At 61.2% G+C, this 15,033-nt stretch carries 25 protein-coding genes; all 25 read right to left on the reverse strand.

Features of this window, described 5'->3' with window-relative positions:
- Positions 1–3 precede the first annotated feature (3 nt).
- The 25 genes from rplR to ENHY17A_RS14565 all read right to left on the reverse strand — a co-directional run bounded on the left by rplR (position 4) and on the right by ENHY17A_RS14565 (position 15,004).
- Positions 4–360 (reverse strand): 50S ribosomal protein L18, encoded by a 357-nt coding sequence (rplR, locus tag ENHY17A_RS14445; protein WP_159713847.1) that lies wholly within the window; start codon positions 358–360, stop codon positions 4–6.
- Positions 360–893: a 50S ribosomal protein L6 gene (gene rplF / locus ENHY17A_RS14450; protein ID WP_159713849.1), complete on the reverse strand. Its 534-nt coding sequence runs from the start codon at positions 891–893 to the stop codon at positions 360–362. Before rplF ends, rplR begins: the two co-directional genes overlap by 1 nt.
- On the reverse strand, positions 893–1,288 hold the full coding sequence (gene rpsH / locus ENHY17A_RS14455) for a 30S ribosomal protein S8 (RefSeq protein WP_159713851.1): 396 nt from the start codon (positions 1,286–1,288) through the stop codon (positions 893–895). The genes rplF and rpsH overlap by 1 nt, the downstream gene beginning before the upstream one ends.
- 10 nt (positions 1,289–1,298) lie before the next feature.
- Complete coding sequence (gene rpsN, locus ENHY17A_RS14460; RefSeq protein WP_159713853.1) at positions 1,299–1,604, reverse strand: 30S ribosomal protein S14; 306 nt, start codon at positions 1,602–1,604, stop codon at positions 1,299–1,301.
- 19 nt (positions 1,605–1,623) lie between these two features.
- Positions 1,624–2,211 carry a 50S ribosomal protein L5 gene (gene rplE / locus ENHY17A_RS14465; protein WP_159713855.1) on the reverse strand — a complete coding sequence of 196 codons (588 nt, stop codon included), beginning with the start codon at positions 2,209–2,211 and terminating at the stop codon, positions 1,624–1,626.
- Positions 2,204–2,524, reverse strand: coding sequence for a 50S ribosomal protein L24 (gene rplX, locus ENHY17A_RS14470; protein ID WP_159713857.1), 321 nt, complete (start codon positions 2,522–2,524; stop codon positions 2,204–2,206). Before rplX ends, rplE begins: the two co-directional genes overlap by 8 nt.
- Positions 2,524–2,892, reverse strand: coding sequence for a 50S ribosomal protein L14 (gene rplN, locus ENHY17A_RS14475; RefSeq protein WP_159713859.1), 369 nt, complete (start codon positions 2,890–2,892; stop codon positions 2,524–2,526). The genes rplX and rplN overlap by 1 nt, the downstream gene beginning before the upstream one ends.
- 226 nt (positions 2,893–3,118) lie before the next feature.
- Positions 3,119–3,397 carry a 30S ribosomal protein S17 gene (gene rpsQ, locus ENHY17A_RS14480; protein WP_159713861.1) on the reverse strand — a complete coding sequence of 93 codons (279 nt, stop codon included), beginning with the start codon at positions 3,395–3,397 and terminating at the stop codon, positions 3,119–3,121.
- Positions 3,398–3,407: 10 nt separating this feature from the next.
- The gene (gene rpmC / locus ENHY17A_RS14485) at positions 3,408–3,611 is read right to left on the reverse strand and encodes a 50S ribosomal protein L29 (RefSeq protein WP_159713863.1); all 204 of its coding nucleotides are present in this window, start codon (positions 3,609–3,611) and stop codon (positions 3,408–3,410) included.
- A gap of 3 nt (positions 3,612–3,614) precedes the next feature.
- Positions 3,615–4,046 (reverse strand): 50S ribosomal protein L16, encoded by a 432-nt coding sequence (gene rplP, locus ENHY17A_RS14490; protein WP_159713865.1) that lies wholly within the window; start codon positions 4,044–4,046, stop codon positions 3,615–3,617.
- Between the two features lie 10 nt (positions 4,047–4,056).
- Positions 4,057–4,767, reverse strand: coding sequence for a 30S ribosomal protein S3 (gene rpsC / locus ENHY17A_RS14495; protein ID WP_159713867.1), 711 nt, complete (start codon positions 4,765–4,767; stop codon positions 4,057–4,059).
- Positions 4,768–4,770: 3 nt separating this feature from the next.
- Positions 4,771–5,148, reverse strand: a complete 378-nt coding sequence (rplV, locus tag ENHY17A_RS14500; RefSeq protein WP_159713869.1) for a 50S ribosomal protein L22 — start codon at positions 5,146–5,148, stop codon at positions 4,771–4,773.
- On the reverse strand, positions 5,148–5,426 hold the full coding sequence (gene rpsS, locus ENHY17A_RS14505) for a 30S ribosomal protein S19 (protein ID WP_159713871.1): 279 nt from the start codon (positions 5,424–5,426) through the stop codon (positions 5,148–5,150). Before rpsS ends, rplV begins: the two co-directional genes overlap by 1 nt.
- Positions 5,426–6,274: a 50S ribosomal protein L2 gene (gene rplB / locus ENHY17A_RS14510; protein ID WP_159713873.1), complete on the reverse strand. Its 849-nt coding sequence runs from the start codon at positions 6,272–6,274 to the stop codon at positions 5,426–5,428. The genes rpsS and rplB overlap by 1 nt, the downstream gene beginning before the upstream one ends.
- Positions 6,275–6,278: 4 nt before the next feature.
- Positions 6,279–6,593: a 50S ribosomal protein L23 gene (locus ENHY17A_RS14515; protein WP_159713874.1), complete on the reverse strand. Its 315-nt coding sequence runs from the start codon at positions 6,591–6,593 to the stop codon at positions 6,279–6,281.
- Positions 6,586–7,224 carry a 50S ribosomal protein L4 gene (gene rplD / locus ENHY17A_RS14520; protein WP_159713875.1) on the reverse strand — a complete coding sequence of 213 codons (639 nt, stop codon included), beginning with the start codon at positions 7,222–7,224 and terminating at the stop codon, positions 6,586–6,588. The genes ENHY17A_RS14515 and rplD overlap by 8 nt, the downstream gene beginning before the upstream one ends.
- Before the next feature lie 2 nt (positions 7,225–7,226).
- The gene (gene rplC / locus ENHY17A_RS14525) at positions 7,227–8,087 is read right to left on the reverse strand and encodes a 50S ribosomal protein L3 (protein ID WP_159713876.1); all 861 of its coding nucleotides are present in this window, start codon (positions 8,085–8,087) and stop codon (positions 7,227–7,229) included.
- A gap of 260 nt (positions 8,088–8,347) precedes the next feature.
- Entirely contained in the window at positions 8,348–8,656 is a 309-nt protein-coding gene (gene rpsJ, locus ENHY17A_RS14530) for a 30S ribosomal protein S10 (protein ID WP_159713877.1), read from the reverse strand.
- Positions 8,657–8,871: 215 nt separating this feature from the next.
- Positions 8,872–9,366 (reverse strand): hypothetical protein, encoded by a 495-nt coding sequence (locus ENHY17A_RS14535; protein ID WP_236547990.1) that lies wholly within the window; start codon positions 9,364–9,366, stop codon positions 8,872–8,874.
- A 300-nt stretch (positions 9,367–9,666) separates the two neighbouring features.
- A complete protein-coding gene (gene tuf / locus ENHY17A_RS14540; protein ID WP_159713878.1) occupies positions 9,667–10,860 on the reverse strand; it encodes an elongation factor Tu in 1,194 nt (397 codons plus the stop codon).
- Positions 10,861–10,963: 103 nt separating this feature from the next.
- Positions 10,964–13,060 carry an elongation factor G gene (gene fusA / locus ENHY17A_RS14545; protein ID WP_159713879.1) on the reverse strand — a complete coding sequence of 699 codons (2,097 nt, stop codon included), beginning with the start codon at positions 13,058–13,060 and terminating at the stop codon, positions 10,964–10,966.
- Positions 13,061–13,255: 195 nt separating this feature from the next.
- The gene (rpsG, locus tag ENHY17A_RS14550) at positions 13,256–13,726 is read right to left on the reverse strand and encodes a 30S ribosomal protein S7 (RefSeq protein WP_159713880.1); all 471 of its coding nucleotides are present in this window, start codon (positions 13,724–13,726) and stop codon (positions 13,256–13,258) included.
- 50 nt (positions 13,727–13,776) lie between these two features.
- Positions 13,777–14,148, reverse strand: coding sequence for a 30S ribosomal protein S12 (gene rpsL / locus ENHY17A_RS14555; RefSeq protein WP_022691828.1), 372 nt, complete (start codon positions 14,146–14,148; stop codon positions 13,777–13,779).
- A gap of 288 nt (positions 14,149–14,436) precedes the next feature.
- Positions 14,437–14,784: a type II toxin-antitoxin system PemK/MazF family toxin gene (locus ENHY17A_RS14560; RefSeq protein WP_159713882.1), complete on the reverse strand. Its 348-nt coding sequence runs from the start codon at positions 14,782–14,784 to the stop codon at positions 14,437–14,439.
- Positions 14,774–15,004, reverse strand: a complete 231-nt coding sequence (locus tag ENHY17A_RS14565; RefSeq protein WP_159713884.1) for an AbrB/MazE/SpoVT family DNA-binding domain-containing protein — start codon at positions 15,002–15,004, stop codon at positions 14,774–14,776. Before ENHY17A_RS14565 ends, ENHY17A_RS14560 begins: the two co-directional genes overlap by 11 nt.
- Positions 15,005–15,033: the final 29 nt, after the last annotated feature.

Below are 15,033 nucleotides of genomic sequence, written 5' to 3' on the forward strand. Positions count from 1 at the left end.
GCCTTAAAACTCCAATCCGCCTTCGCGCGCGGCATCCGCCAGCGCCTTGACGCGTCCGTGGAACAGGAACCCGCCACGATCGAACACGACTTGCGTCACGCCCGCCTTCTTGGCGGCTTCCGCCACGCGCTTGCCGACTTCGGCGGCTGCTTCCTTGTTCGCGCCGGCCTTGCCGCGCACGTCCTTGTCCAGCGTCGATGCGGCGGCAAGCGTCTTGCCTTCCGCGTCGTCGATCACCTGGGCATAGATGTGCTGGCCCGAACGGTGGATCGAAAGCCGCGGACGGCCCGATCCACGCGCCTTGAGCGCAGTACGATTGCGGCGACGCCGCTTCTCGAAGAGTGAGAGACCCTTGGTCATTACTTCTTCTTCCCTTCCTTGCGGAAGATGAACTCGCCGTCATACTTGATGCCCTTACCCTTATAGGGTTCGGGCTTGCGCCAACGACGGATCTCCGCGGCCATCTGGCCGACCTTCTGCTTGTCCATGCCCGAGATTTCGACCGTGGTCTGATCGGGTGTCTTCACGTCGATGCCCTCGGGCACTTCCATATCGACATCATGGCTGTAGCCGAGCTGCAGCTTCAGCTTGCGACCGTTGACGCTGGCACGATAGCCGACGCCGGTGATCAACAGCTTCTTGCTGAACCCGTCGGTCACACCGGTGACCAGGTTCTGCACCATGGTGCGCTGCATCCCCCAAAACGCGCGGGCGCGTTTGGTATCATTTGCCGGCGCGACCAGAATGCCACCATCGACATTCTCGTACTTGATGTCGTCGAACACCGGCATGGTCAGCGTGCCCTTGGGGCCTTTCACGCTGACGATCCCGTTCTCGATCGTCGCCGTCACGCCCGCAGGGACGGTGATCGGCTTTTTACCGATGCGGCTCATCAGAACACCTCCGCGAGCACTTCGCCACCAACATTCTGTTCGCGCGCTTCGGCGTCGGACAGAACGCCACGCGGCGTCGATACGATGGTGATGCCCAAGCCGTTGCGGACGATCGGCAGCTCTTTCGAAGCCGAATAGACGCGACGACCAGGCTTCGAGACGCGAGCGACATGCTTGATCGCAGGCTGGCCCTCGAAATACTTAAGCTCGATGCGGATGCCAGCGGCAGGCCCCATCTGCTCTTCGGAATAACCGCGAATATAGCCTTCGCGCTGCAACACGTCGAGGACGCGGGCACGCAGCTTCGACGCAGGCGTCAGGACACTGTCCTTGCGCGCGCGCTGGCCGTTGCGGATGCGGGTGAGCATATCACCCAGGGGATCGGTCAAAGCCATCTTGTGATCCTTACCAGCTCGACTTCACGACGCCCGGGATCATGCCACGCGTGGCAAGATCGCGCAGCATCACGCGTGCGAGACGGAATTTGCGATAGTAACCGCGCGGACGCCCGGTCAGTTCGCAACGATTGCGGATGCGCGTCGGATTGCCGTTACGTGGCAGCTCCGCCATCTTGAGACGAGCGATAAGACGCTCGGTCTCATCCAGGCTTTCGTCGTTCGCGATCGCCTTGAGCTTCGCATATTTGGGCGCGTATTTCGCGACCATCTTGCGACGCTTCTCGTTCTTGTTGATCGAACTCAGTTTCGCCATGACTTAAGTTCTTCCTTCCTTACGCAGCTTGCTTCGCTTCACCGTCCACAGTTTCCTGCGGGAACGGGAAGCCGAAGAGACGCAGAAGCTCGCGAGCTTCGTCGTCGGTCTTAGCCGTGGTGGTGACGATCACGTCCATGCCGCGCACCACGTCGATGCGGTCATAGTTGATCTCGGGGAATACGAGCTGCTCCTTGATACCGCAGGCATAATTGCCACGGCCGTCGAACGATTTCGGGTTCAGGCCCCGGAAATCGCGGACGCGGGGAAGCGCGATCGTGATGAAACGGTCGAGAAATTCGTACATGCGTTCACGGCGCAGGGTGACCTTGCAACCGATTGCCATGCCTTCGCGCAGCTTGAACTGTGCGATCGACTTCTTCGCCTTGGTAACGACAGGCTTCTGGCCGGCGATCAGCTCCATTTCGGATGCTGCCTGGTCGACCTTCTTCTTGTCCTGCGTTGCTTCGCCGACGCCCATGTTCAGGACGATCTTGTCGATGCGCGGCACTTCCATGACGTTCTTGTAACCGAACTTCTCGGTCATCGCCTTGGCGATCTTGTCGTCATAGAGCGACTTCATCCGCGGCGTGTATTGATCAGCCATTGATGACCTCCCCCGACTTCACGGCCACACGGACCTTCTTGCCGTCGCGCTCTTCGAAGCGGACGCGGGTGGGCTTGCCATCCTTGGGATCCGCGAGCGCAACCTTCGAGATGTGCAACGGTGCTTCCGAACGCTCCAGGCCACCCTGCGGGTTGGTCTGGGTCGGCTTCTTGTGCCGCACGGCAACATTGACGCCGGACACGACGACCTTGCCGTCCTTTGGCATCGCTTTGGTGACTTCACCGGTGCGGCCCTTGTCCTTGCCGGACAGGACCACGACCTGGTCACCCTTCTTGATACGAGCAGACGCCATTACAGCACCTCCGGCGCAAGGCTGATGATTTTCATGTAGCCGCGCCCACGCAGTTCGCGGACCACTGGGCCAAAGATACGGGTGCCGATCGGCTCCTCGTTCTTGTTGACCAGAACGGCGGCGTTGCCGTCAAACCGGATCACCGAACCGTCTGCGCGACGAATGTCCTTGCGCGTACGGACGATGACGGCGCGGTGAACGTCGCCCTTCTTGACCTTACCACGGGGAGCAGCTTCCTTGATGCTGACGACGATGACGTCGCCCACACCGGCTACGCGACGCTTGGAGCCGCCCAGCACCTTGATGCACTGCACCCGCTTCGCGCCGCTGTTGTCAGCGACGTCGAGATTGGATTGCATCTGGATCATCGATCCAATTCCTTCTCATATGGGTCCGATTTCTGACCGGAACCCGCCTTCGACAAGCTTTCCGAGGAAAGCCCATTTTCCACCCCGTTTGTCCCGAGTAGCCTTCGAGCTTGTCGAGAAGGCGTATCGAGGGAGGATCGCCACAAAAGCGCCTGTCTCGATACGGGTTTTCGATAAACTCGAACCCTACTCGACACGAACGGTGAAGTTCGTGTCGCTGCGACGCTTACGCGTCAGCCGCGGCCGCAACCTCTTCGGGCGTCGCATGGGTGTTGACCCGCGCGATGACCTTCCAGGTCTTCAGCTTGGAGATTGGTGCGGTCTCTTCGATCCGCACGGTTTCGCCATGCTTGTACTCATTGCTCTCATCATGAGCATGATACTTCTTCGAACGACGGATGATCTTGCCATAGAGCGGGTGCTTGACCTTACGCTCTACCAGAACCACCACCGTCTTGTCGGTCTTGTCGGAGACGATCTGCCCCGTCAGCACGCGCTTCGGCATGATTGTTTCCTTACTTCGCAGCCGAGCGCACGCGCTCGGACTGAAGCGTTTTGATACGGGCGATGTCGCGGCGGACTTCCTTGACCCGGCTCGGCTTTTCCATCTGGCTCGTCGCGGCCTGAAAGCGCAGGTTGAATGCCTCGCGCTTCAGGTTGCCCAGGTCTTCCGACAGCTGGTCGTCGCTCTTCACCCGAAGATCGGTTGCTTTGGTCATCGATTAACCCTCCAGGTGCGTCGTATCGCCGAGGCGAGCGACGACCTTGACCTTGATCGGCAGCTTCATCGCTGCACGCTCGAACGCTTCCGCAGCAAGCGGACCGGCAACGCCGTCCAGCTCGAACAGGATGCGGCCGGGCTTGACGCGGGCTGCCCAATATTCAGGCGCGCCCTTGCCCTTGCCCATGCGGACTTCGGCAGGCTTCGACGACACCGGAACGTCCGGGAATACGCGGATCCACAAACGTCCCTGACGCTTGATGTGACGCGTGATCGCGCGGCGAGCCGCCTCGATCTGGCGTGCGGTGATCCGCTCCGGCTCCATCGCCTTCAGGCCATACGACCCGAAGTTCAGGCTGGTGCCACCCTTGGCGTCGCCATGGATGCGGCCCTTGAAGGCCTTGCGGAATTTTGTGCGCTTTGGTTGCAGCATTTTCTATTCCTTAGCGACGGTGGTCGTCGCGGGCCGGACGGACACCGGAGGTTTGAGCCTCCATCATCAACCGGTCCTGCGCCATCGGGTCATGGCCGAGAATCTCGCCCTTGAAGATCCACACCTTCACGCCGCACACGCCATAGGCGGTATGCGCGGTGGCTTCGGCATAATCGACGTTCGCGCGCAGCGTGTGCAGCGGAACGCGACCTTCGCGATACCATTCGGTACGCGCGATTTCGGCGCCACCCAGGCGACCGCCACAGGTGATACGAATGCCCTCTGCACCCAGGCGAAGTGCCGACTGGACCGCGCGCTTCATGGCACGACGGAACGCGATGCGACGCTCGAGCTGATCGGCCACGCCCTGGGCGACGAGCTTGGCGTCGACTTCGGGCTTGCGGATTTCGACGATGTTCAGCGACACGTCCGACGAGGTCATCGACGCCAGCTTCTTGCGAAGCTTCTCGATGTCAGCGCCCTTCTTGCCGATGATCACGCCGGGGCGTGCTGCATAGATCGAGATGCGGCACAGCTTTGCCGGACGCTCGATCACGACCTTTGAGATCGCGGCCTGCTTCAGCGTTTCGGTGATGTACTTGCGGATCTTCAGATCCTCAAGCAGCAGACGGCCATACTCGGCGCCTTCTGCATACCAGCGGCTGTCCCAGGTGCGGTTGATCTGGAGACGCAGACCGATCGGATTGCTCTTCTGACCCATGACTTACGCCTCTTCCTGCTCGCGAACGACAATCCGAAGGCGCGAGAACGGCTTCAGGATGCGGGTCGACTTGCCACGACCGCGCGTTGCGAAACGCTTCATCGTGATCGCCTTGCCGACCGACGCCTCGGCGACGACGAGGGCGTCGACGTCGAGATTGTGGTTGTTTTCCGCATTGGCGATGGCCGATGCCAGAACCTTGCGTGCGTCGACCGCCATCGCCTTCGTCGAGAACGAAAGGATGTTCATCGCATCGCCGACCTTGCGGCCGCGGATCAGGCCCGCGACAAGGTTCAGCTTCTGCGCCGAACCCCGGATCTGGGTGCCGACCGACAGCGCCTCGTTATCAGCGACGCGGCGCGGAGCTTTCTGCTTGCTCATCAGCGCTTGCCCTTCTTGTCGGCGGCGTGGCCTGGGAAGTAGCGCGTGGGCGCGAATTCACCGAGCTTCATGCCGACCATTTCCTCGTTCACCGACACCGGCACGAACTTGCGGCCGTTATAGACGTTGAACGTCAGACCAACGAACTGCGGCAGGATCGTTGAGCGACGCGACCAGGTCTTGATCGGACCCGAACGGCTGCCTGCATCCTGTGCGACTTCTGCTTTCTTGAGCAGGTGAAGGTCCACGAACGGACCCTTCCATACCGAGCGAGCCATTACTTCTTCCTCGCGTGACGGCTACGGATGATCATCTTGTCCGTCGCCTTGTTGTGGCGGGTGCGCGCACCCTTGGTCGGCTTGCCCCAGGGGGTGACCGGATGACGGCCGCCCGAGGTCCGGCCTTCACCACCGCCGTGCGGATGGTCGACCGGGTTCTTTGCGACGCCGCGGGTCAGCGGGCGAATGCCCTTCCAACGGTTGCGGCCTGCCTTGCCCTGATTCTGGTTCTGGTTGTCCGGGTTGGACACCGCACCGACCGTACCCATGCAATTTGCATGGATGTAGCGCTGCTCGCCCGAATTCAGGCGAACGATGACCATGCCGCGGTCGCGACCGACGACCTGCACATAGGTGCCTGCCGAACGTGCGATCTGACCACCCTTGCCCGGCTTCATCTCCACATTGTGGACGATGGTGCCGACAGGCACCTGACCCAGCTCCATGGCGTTGCCCGGCTTCACGTCGGTCTTCTTGCCCGCGACGACCTTGTCGCCAACGGCCAGACGCTGCGGCGCCAGGATATAGGCGATGCGATCCTTGCCCGCTTCGTCTGCACCATAGTTGACCAGCGCGATGAACGCGGTGCGGTTGGGATCATATTCGATCCGCTCGACCGTGCCGTCGACATCCCACAGGCGGCGCTTGAAATCGACGATGCGATAACGCTGCTTGTGGCCACCCGCGATACCGCGGCTGGTGACGTGACCCTTGTTGTTGCGGCCACCGGTCTTGCGCTTGCCTTCGGTCAGCGCCTTGACGGGGCCTCCCTTGTGCAGGCCCGAGCGGTCGATCAGGACGAGCGCGCGGCGTGCCGGCGACGTCGGATTAAAATGCTTGAGTGCCATTGCCTCAGATCCCCGTCGTGACGTCGATCGAATCGCCGTCCTTCAGCGTCACGATCGCTTTCTTCATGTCCGAACGCTTGTAGGGAGCACCCTTCCAGCGCTTGGTCTTGCCCTTCTGGACGATCGTATTCACGCGCGTCACGGAGACGTTGAACAGCGCTTCTACGGCTGCCTTGATCTCGGGCTTGGTTGCGTCGTTCGCGACCTTGAACACCACCGCGTTCTGCTCGCTGACGAGCGTCGACTTCTCGGTGATGTGGGGCGCGAGCACCACGTCGTAATGGCGGATATCGACCGCCTTGGTCGGCTTTTTAGCCATTGAAACGCGCCTCCAGCTTTTCGACAGCGGCGCGGGTCAGCACCAGCGTGTCATGCTTCAGGATATCATAGACGTTGGCGCCCACGGCCGGCATCACGCTGATTTCCGACAGGTTGCCGGCGGCCAGTGCGAAGCTGTTTTCGACCATGTCGCCATCGATGACGAGTGCGGTCTTGCCGAAGCCCAGCTTGGCCAGGTCGCCCTTCAGCGCCTTGGTCTTCGCGTCCTTCAGCGTCAGGCTGTCCATGACGATCAGCGAACCCGCCTTGGCATGGCTCGAAAGCGCCATCTTCAGGCCAAGTGCACGAATCTTCTTGTTCAGCGACGGATTGAAGTCACGGACGCGCGCACCGTGAGCCTTACCACCGCCGACGAAGATCGGCGCACGGCGATCGCCGTGACGTGCCGTACCGCCGCCCTTCTGGCGACCGAACTTCTTGCCGGTGCGGGCAACGTCGGAACGCTCGCGCGTACCGCGTGCGGTCGCACGACGCTTTTCGAGCTGCCAGGTCACGACGCGGTGCAGAATGTCTGCGCGCGGGTCGAGACCGAAGACGTCGTCGTTCAGCTCGATATCGGCCTTGCCGCCATCGACCTTCTTACCGTCGAGGGTTTGAACCTTGATCTTCACGCTCAGCCCTCCTTGCCGGTTTCGGTGGCGCCATCGGCTTCACCCGCATCGGGGTTCACCGTGCCTGCACCGGCATCATCGGCAGCAACGACGCCTGCTGCGACTTCTTCGTCGCTCGGCAGTGCCGGAATTTCATGAACTGCACCGTCTTCGACCGAAGCGACGACATGCTCTTCGCCATTGTGCTTGGGATCGCGGATCGCGGCGGGGAACGGCGCATCGGCGTGACGCGCGACCTTCACCGAATCCTTGACGATCAACCAGCCACCCTTCGAGCCGGGGACCGACCCCTTGACGAAGATCAGGCCGCGCTCGACGTCGGTGAAGACGACTTCTAGATTTTGTTGGGTGCGATTGCGCGCGCCCATATGGCCTGCCATCTTCTTGTTCTTGAAGACGCGACCCGGATCCTGACGCTGACCGGTCGAACCATGCGCACGGTGCGAAACCGAAACGCCGTGGGTTGCGCGCATCCCGCCGAAGTTCCAGCGCTTCATGGCGCCGGCAAAGCCCTTGCCCTGCGTGACGCCTTGAATGTCGACCATCTGACCGGCGACGTAGTGGTCAGCCGAGATTTCGGCGCCCACTTCGAGGACGGCGTCGTCGGACACGCGGAATTCAACGAGCTTCGCCTTAGGCTCCACTTCGGCCTTGCCGAAATGGCCACGCTGCGGCTTGGCGACGTTCTTCGACTTGGCGGTGCCTGCACCCACCTGAACTGCGACATAACCGTCGCGGTCTTGTTCGCGAACGGAGACAACCTGTGCGCCTTCGAGTGACAGAACGGTTACCGGCACGTGCCGACCATCGTCCTGGAACAGGCGGGTCATCCCCATTTTCTTCGCGATCACGCCAGTACGCATGATCCATATACTCCTATAACAGAGGCCCACGAGAACCCCATGTTCCCGCGGGCGTGACAACCCTGGTAGTGTGCGAGCCCCGTCCGGGCCGAAGTTCCAGCCAAGGCCGGAACAAGACGGGGGACGCGGGCCCGGGGCGAACCCCGGCGGTATCCCTAACTTGTCTGAGGTTTTACCCTCGTGGCTCACCCGGATCGGGGAGCCTGTTTCCGGCCAGACGGCGCGAAAACGAATCTCGTCTCTATCGAGAAGCGGCGTCCTTACGCCAGCTTGATCTCAACATCAACACCCGCTGCAAGATCGAGCTTCATCAGCGCATCGACCGTCTGCGGAGTCGGCTGAACGATGTCGAGCATCCGCTTGTAGGTGCGGGTCTCGAACTGCTCGCGCGACTTCTTATCGATGTGCGGGCCACGGTTGACCGTGAACTTGTCGATATGGGTGGGCAGCGGAATGGGGCCACGGATCAGTGCGCCGGTGCGACGCGCGGTGTCGGCGATGTCGCCGGCAGCCTGGTCGAGCACGCGATGGTCGAACGCCTTCAGGCGAATGCGGATATTGTTGTCCATGTCCCTACCGATGCGAAAGAGCGGGGCTGCTCATCCTGTCGTCATCCCGGCGAATACCGGGGTGACGGCCGAAGGCCGCCTCTTGCTGGTTCAAACGAAAACTGAAGGCGGGCCACTACAGCGGACGGGCGTTGCAATCAACCCCGGATTTCAGATTTTTCGCAGCGACCGGCAGAAATCCGGGCGAAACCCATCCCTGCCACTTGGGCAAGTCCCTACCAGCAACGCCCCGTGGGCTGCCCCCGCTCAGGCAGAATACGCAAACGGCGCTTTCCCCAATAGGTGATGTCGATCGAAACCCGAACCGGCGAGCCCGCCTTTGTCAGGATCCGCTGGTCGCCGCGATCCTCCTGACCGGTTCGGCATTGATCCCAGCCCTGCTCAGCCAGTTCGTTGCCGATCCGCGACATCGCCGATTGGTCGGTTTCGCTCCACAGGCTCACTTCGTGGAAGCCGCTCGCCCCCTCATTTCCAAGCGCATCGACGGCGGCGTGATAAGATCCCCCTCCCCCAAACTCGACGCCCTCCCGCCGACAGCGCAGATAACGGCCAAGCTCCATGCAGCGCGCAAATCCCGCGCTACGGGCAAAGTCCAGATCGCCGGTCACCGGAAGACCCTCGAAGGACAGATTGGCGGGCGGAGGCGCGTCTGGCGCGCGTTCGCAAGCGGTGGCCAGCGCCAGCGATAGAATAAGCGCGATCTGCCGCATCCAACCTCGTCCACCCAACATCAATGCCGTTGTTGCCGATCAAGTCCGCTCACAGGGAGATTTTCTCGGATTGGTGCCACACTAGCCGTTCGTTTCGAGCGAAGTCGAGAAAAGTGAAGCAATCGCAGAGAATGCGTTTCTCGACTTCGCTCGAAACGAACGGACGGGAGCATGTCATTCTTCTGCTAGCGGGGTCCGCCAGTTGGCACTCCTTGCTCACACATCGGAAACAAGAAAAGCCCGGCCTCCCTCTCGGGAAGCCGGGCCTTCTCATTTCCAACCCTTTGGAGGGTCGAATACTTACTTGTCGATGGCGCTCACGACACCCGCGCCGACGGTACGACCGCCTTCACGGATGGTGAAACGCTGGCCGACGTCCATGGCGATCGGTGCGATCAGCTTGATGCCAAGTGCGACGTTGTCGCCGGGCATCACCATTTCGGTGCCCTCGGGCAGCTCGACGGTGCCGGTCACGTCGGTCGTGCGGAAGTAGAACTGCGGACGATAGTTCGCAAAGAACGGCGTGTGACGACCGCCTTCTTCCTTCGACAGCACGTACACTTCCGACTTGAACTCGGTGTGCGGCTTGATCGAGCCGGGCTTGCAGAGAACCTGGCCACGCTCGACTTCGTCGCGAGCGACGCCGCGGATCAGCGCGCCGACGTTATCGCCAGCCTGGCCCTGGTCGAGCAGCTTGCGGAACATTTCGACGCCCGTGACGGTGGTCTTGCGGACTTCCGGATGGATGCCGACGATTTCGACTTCTTCGCCGACCTTGACGATGCCGGTTTCGACGCGACCAGTGACGACCGTGCCGCGACCCGAGATCGAGAACACGTCTTCGATCGGCATCATGAACGGCTTGTCGAGCGGACGCTCGGGCTGCGGGATGTACTCGTCAACGGCCTTCATCAGTTCGAGCACGGCTTCCTTGCCGAACTTGTCGTTCGAACCCGAAAGCGCGCAGGTTGCCGAACCCTTGATGACGGGAATGTCGTCGCCGGGGAATTCATACGCGCTGAGAAGCTCGCGGATTTCCATTTCGACCAGCTCGAGGATTTCCTCGTCGTCGACCAGATCGACCTTGTTCATGAACACGACCATTGCAGGCACGCCAACCTGACGGGCGAGCAGGATGTGCTCGCGGGTCTGCGGCATCGGGCCGTCGGTTGCCGACACGACCAGGATCGCGCCGTCCATCTGCGCCGCACCGGTGATCATGTTCTTCACATAATCGGCGTGGCCCGGGCAATCGACGTGCGCATAGTGGCGGTTTTCGGTTTCATATTCGACGTGTGCGGTCGAAATGGTGATGCCGCGCTCGCGCTCTTCGGGAGCCTTGTCGATGTTGGCGAAATCAACGGCGGTGCCGCCCGAGGTTTCTGCCAGCACCTTGGTGATCGCCGCGGTCAGCGACGTCTTGCCATGGTCGACGTGACCGATGGTGCCGATGTTGAGGTGCGGCTTGTTCCGCTCGAATTTTGCCTTGGCCATTGTTTCCTACCTTCTGAGTCTTAGTCCGCGCCACGCAGGGAATCGCTGGAACGCGGCCCCATAGCGGCTGTGTTTGGTTTACGCCAGTCCCGAGCGATTACGCTCAGGCCAATTTCGCCTTCAATTCCTCGGCGACGTTCGACGGCACTTCGTCATAATGCGAGAACTGCATCGAATATTGCGCGCGGCCCTGCGTGAACGAACGCAGCGAGTTTACGTAGCCGAACATGTTCGCCAGCGGAACCATCGCCTCGACAACCTGTGCGTTGCCGCGGCTGTCGGTGCCCTGGATCTGACCGCGACGGCTGTTCATGTCGCCGATGACGTCACCCAGATAATCTTCCGGGGTCACGACTTCGACCTTCATGACCGGCTCGAGCAAAGTGATGCCCGCCTTCTGTGCCGCTTCGCGCATCGCACCGCGAGCACAGATTTCGAACGCCAGCGCCGATGAATCGACGTCATGGTACGCGCCGTCATACAGCACGATCTCGAAATCGATAATCGGGAACCCGATCAACGAACCCGTGGCCGCCGTCTCACGAAAACCCTTCTCGATCGCGGGGATATATTCCTTGGGAATATTGCCGCCCTTGATCTCGTCCTTGAACAGGATGCCCGCACCGCGTTCACCCGGAGTCATCTTTACCTTGACCCGACCGAACTGGCCCGTGCCGCCCGACTGCTTCTTGTGGGTATAGTCGATATCGACCGGCTTCTTCAGATATTCGCGATACGCCACCTGCGGCGCGCCGACATTCGCCTCGACCTTGAACTCGCGCTTCATGCGATCGACCAGGATTTCGAGGTGAAGTTCGCCCATGCCCTTGATGATGGTCTGGCCGCTTTCATTGTCGGACGACACGCGGAACGACGGATCTTCGCGCGCCAGACGATTGAGCGCGACGCCCATCTTTTCCTGGTCGGCCTTGGTCTTCGGTTCCACCGACAGCTCGATCACGGGCTCGGGGAATTCCATCCGCTCAAGGATAATCGGCGCGTTCATCGCGCACAGCGTGTCACCGGTCGTCGTGTCCTTCAGACCCGCCAGCGCAACGATGTCGCCTGCATAGGCCACCTGAATGTCCTCGCGCTCGTTCGCATGCATCAACAGCATACGGCCGACCTTTTCCTTCTTGTCCTTGACCGAATTGGTGACCTGCGATGCGGTCTCCAGCTTGCCCGAATAGATGCGGGCGAAGGTCAGCGTACCCACGAACGGATCGTTCATGATCTTGAACGCCAGTGCCGAGAACGGTGCGTTGTCGTCCGACGGACGCTCGTCCGGGGTCTCGCCGTCGAGTTTCAGACCCTTGATGGCGGGAACGTCGAGCGGCGACGGCAGATAATCGACCACGGCGTCGAGCAGGGGCTGGACGCCCTTGTTCTTGAATGCCGAGCCGCAGACCACCGGCACGAATGCCATGCTCAGCGTGCCTTTACGGATCAGCTTCTTCAGGTCGGCGACCGAGGGCTCATTGCCTTCGAGATACGCTTCCATCAGGTCGTCGTCCTGCTCGACGGCCATTTCGATCAGGTCGCTGCGATACTTCGCGGCCTTTTCCTTAAGGTCGTCGGGGATTTCCTGATATTCGAACTTCGCGCCCAAACTTTCTTCAAGCCAGATGATCGCGCGGTTGTGAACCAGGTCGACCAGGCCCTTGAACCCACCTTCGATGCCGATCGGCAGATACAGGACGGCCGGACGCGCACCGAGGCGTTCGATGATCGAATCGACGCAGAAATAGAAATCGGCGCCCGTGCGGTCGAGCTTGTTGACGAAGCACATGCGCGGCACGCCGTACTTGTCGGCCTGACGCCACACGGTTTCGGACTGCGGCTCGACACCGGCAACGCCGTCGAAGCACGCAACCGCGCCGTCGAGCACGCGCAGCGAACGCTCGACTTCGATCGTGAAGTCGACGTGGCCCGGGGTATCGATGATGTTGATCAGATGCTCTTCGCCCTGACCATCTTCGGCCTTCCACTTGCAGGTGGTCGCAGCCGACGTGATCGTGATCCCGCGCTCCTGCTCCTGCTCCATCCAGTCCATCGTCGCCGTGCCTTCATGCACTTCGCCGATCTTGTACGACTTGCCGGTGTAATAAAGGATACGCTCGGTGGTCGTGGTCTTGCCGGCGTCGATATGCGCCATGATACCGATATTGCGATAGCGCTCGAGCGGATGGCTGCGGGCCATGGTCGTAACTCCTGTGCCGCATGGGCGCGGCGGTTTGAAAATTTTCCGTTCGTCCCGAGCGAAGTCGAGGGACTTGGCCGACGAAAGCCGAGGATTACAGCGCCTCACCTTCTCGCTTCGCCAGAAATGTCCCTCGACTACGCTTGGGACGAACGGTGGTGGGAGTGAGCCGTGCGGCCCACCCCCATATAGGTCTTACCAGCGGTAATGCGAGAAGGCGCGGTTCGCTTCCGCCATGCGGTGCGTGTCTTCGCGCTTCTTCACGGCGTTGCCGCGGTTGTTGGCAGCATCCATCAGTTCACCCGACAGGCGTGCCGCCATCGTGTTTTCGCTGCGCGCGCGCGCCGCACCGATCAGCCAGCGGATCGCTAGCGCCTGGGCGCGTTCGGGACGCACTTCGACCGGAACCTGGTACGTCGCACCGCCAACGCGGCGCGAACGGACTTCGATGCCCGGCGCGATGTTGTTCAGCGCTTCGTGGAAGACGCCGATCGGCTCCTTCTTCGCACGCTGTTCGACGGTTTCGAGCGCACCGTAAACGATGTTTTCGGCAACCGACTTCTTGCCGTCCAGCATGACCGAATTCATGAACTTGGACAGAACCTCATCCCCATATTTGGGATCGGGCAGGATGATACGCTTTTCTGGGCGACGACGACGTGCCATTTCAAATTCCTTCTAAACTTCAGCCGTGATGATCGAACAGGTCGATCGGCTTACTTCGGACGCTTTGCGCCGTACTTGGAACGCGACTGCTTGCGGTCCTTGACACCCTGGGTATCGAGAACGCCGCGCAGGACGTGATAACGCACGCCGGGAAGATCGCGCACACGACCGCCGCGGATCAGCACGACGCTGTGTTCCTGGAGATTGTGGCCTTCGCCCGGAATGTAGCTGATGACTTCGCGCTGGTTCGTCAGGCGAACCTTGGCGACCTTGCGAAGCGCCGAGTTCGGCTTTTTCGGGGTCGTCGTGTAAACGCGAGTGCAGACGCCGCGCTTTTGCGGGTTCTGTTCCATCGCAGGGACCTTGGACTTGGCCTTCTGCGGGTCGCGGCCCTTGCGGACCAACTGGTTGATCGTTGGCATGAAGCCCTTCACCTTTTTGTTGCCGGAAAACCCGGCGGTTACTCTGCTGGAGCCCCTGGTCGTGCAATACAAGAAGGCCTGGCAGGCAACGCCCCCCGGCCCTCGTCTCCAACAACGTTCAGCTCTTGCGCCCCAAACGCACGACCGGAAGGTCGCGGGAATCGGCATCGCCGACCGCTTGGGAACGGCGGGCCTATACGCGCGAGGGGTGAGAGCGTCAACAGCGTCGGAGGCCAATAGGGATGGCGGCAGGGACAAGCGCCACGTCCCCAACCAGCACCCGCCCTGTCAGGCGGCTCCGTTCAACCCGAACAGTGCGGCGAGCGCATCTGACACGGCGTCGGCATCGTGTTCTCCAAGCCACCCTGCACGCTTCAGAATAAGGTTCGCATCCAGCGTGAACAGCTTCATGCGGACGCGGCACTCGACTGCAAGTCCCGCGGTCGCAACGTCCGTCAACGGCACATCCAGCGGCCAGTTCGACCGCGCGGCCCGTGTAATCATTGCCAGTACGTGGCTGCCGGTATCGGCAACAAACTGCGCGTCGGAAAGGATCAATGCGGGGCGACGCAGGCTGGCATCGCGATCGGTGAACGGAAACGGCACGACGACAACGTCGAACCGGTCATAGCTCACGCCATGCATCCATATCGGCGTCGCTCAACCATTCCTCGGCGAGCGACCGGTCGATGCCTTTAAGATACAGCAGATCGAGCGCGGTCGCCTTGCGGACGCGCGCGACTCCGGCATCATCGACAACCCATTCGATGGCGTCCCCCGCCTTCAACCCCAACGCTGCCCGGATTTCCGCAGGGACCGTGGCCTGATGTTTGGACGTGATCTTGGTAATCTCCATGGGGTATTACGTAATATCCCATGGATGCC

Source organism: Sphingomonas sp. AX6 (assembly GCF_902506605.1).
Taxonomy (GTDB): domain Bacteria; phylum Pseudomonadota; class Alphaproteobacteria; order Sphingomonadales; family Sphingomonadaceae; genus Sphingomonas.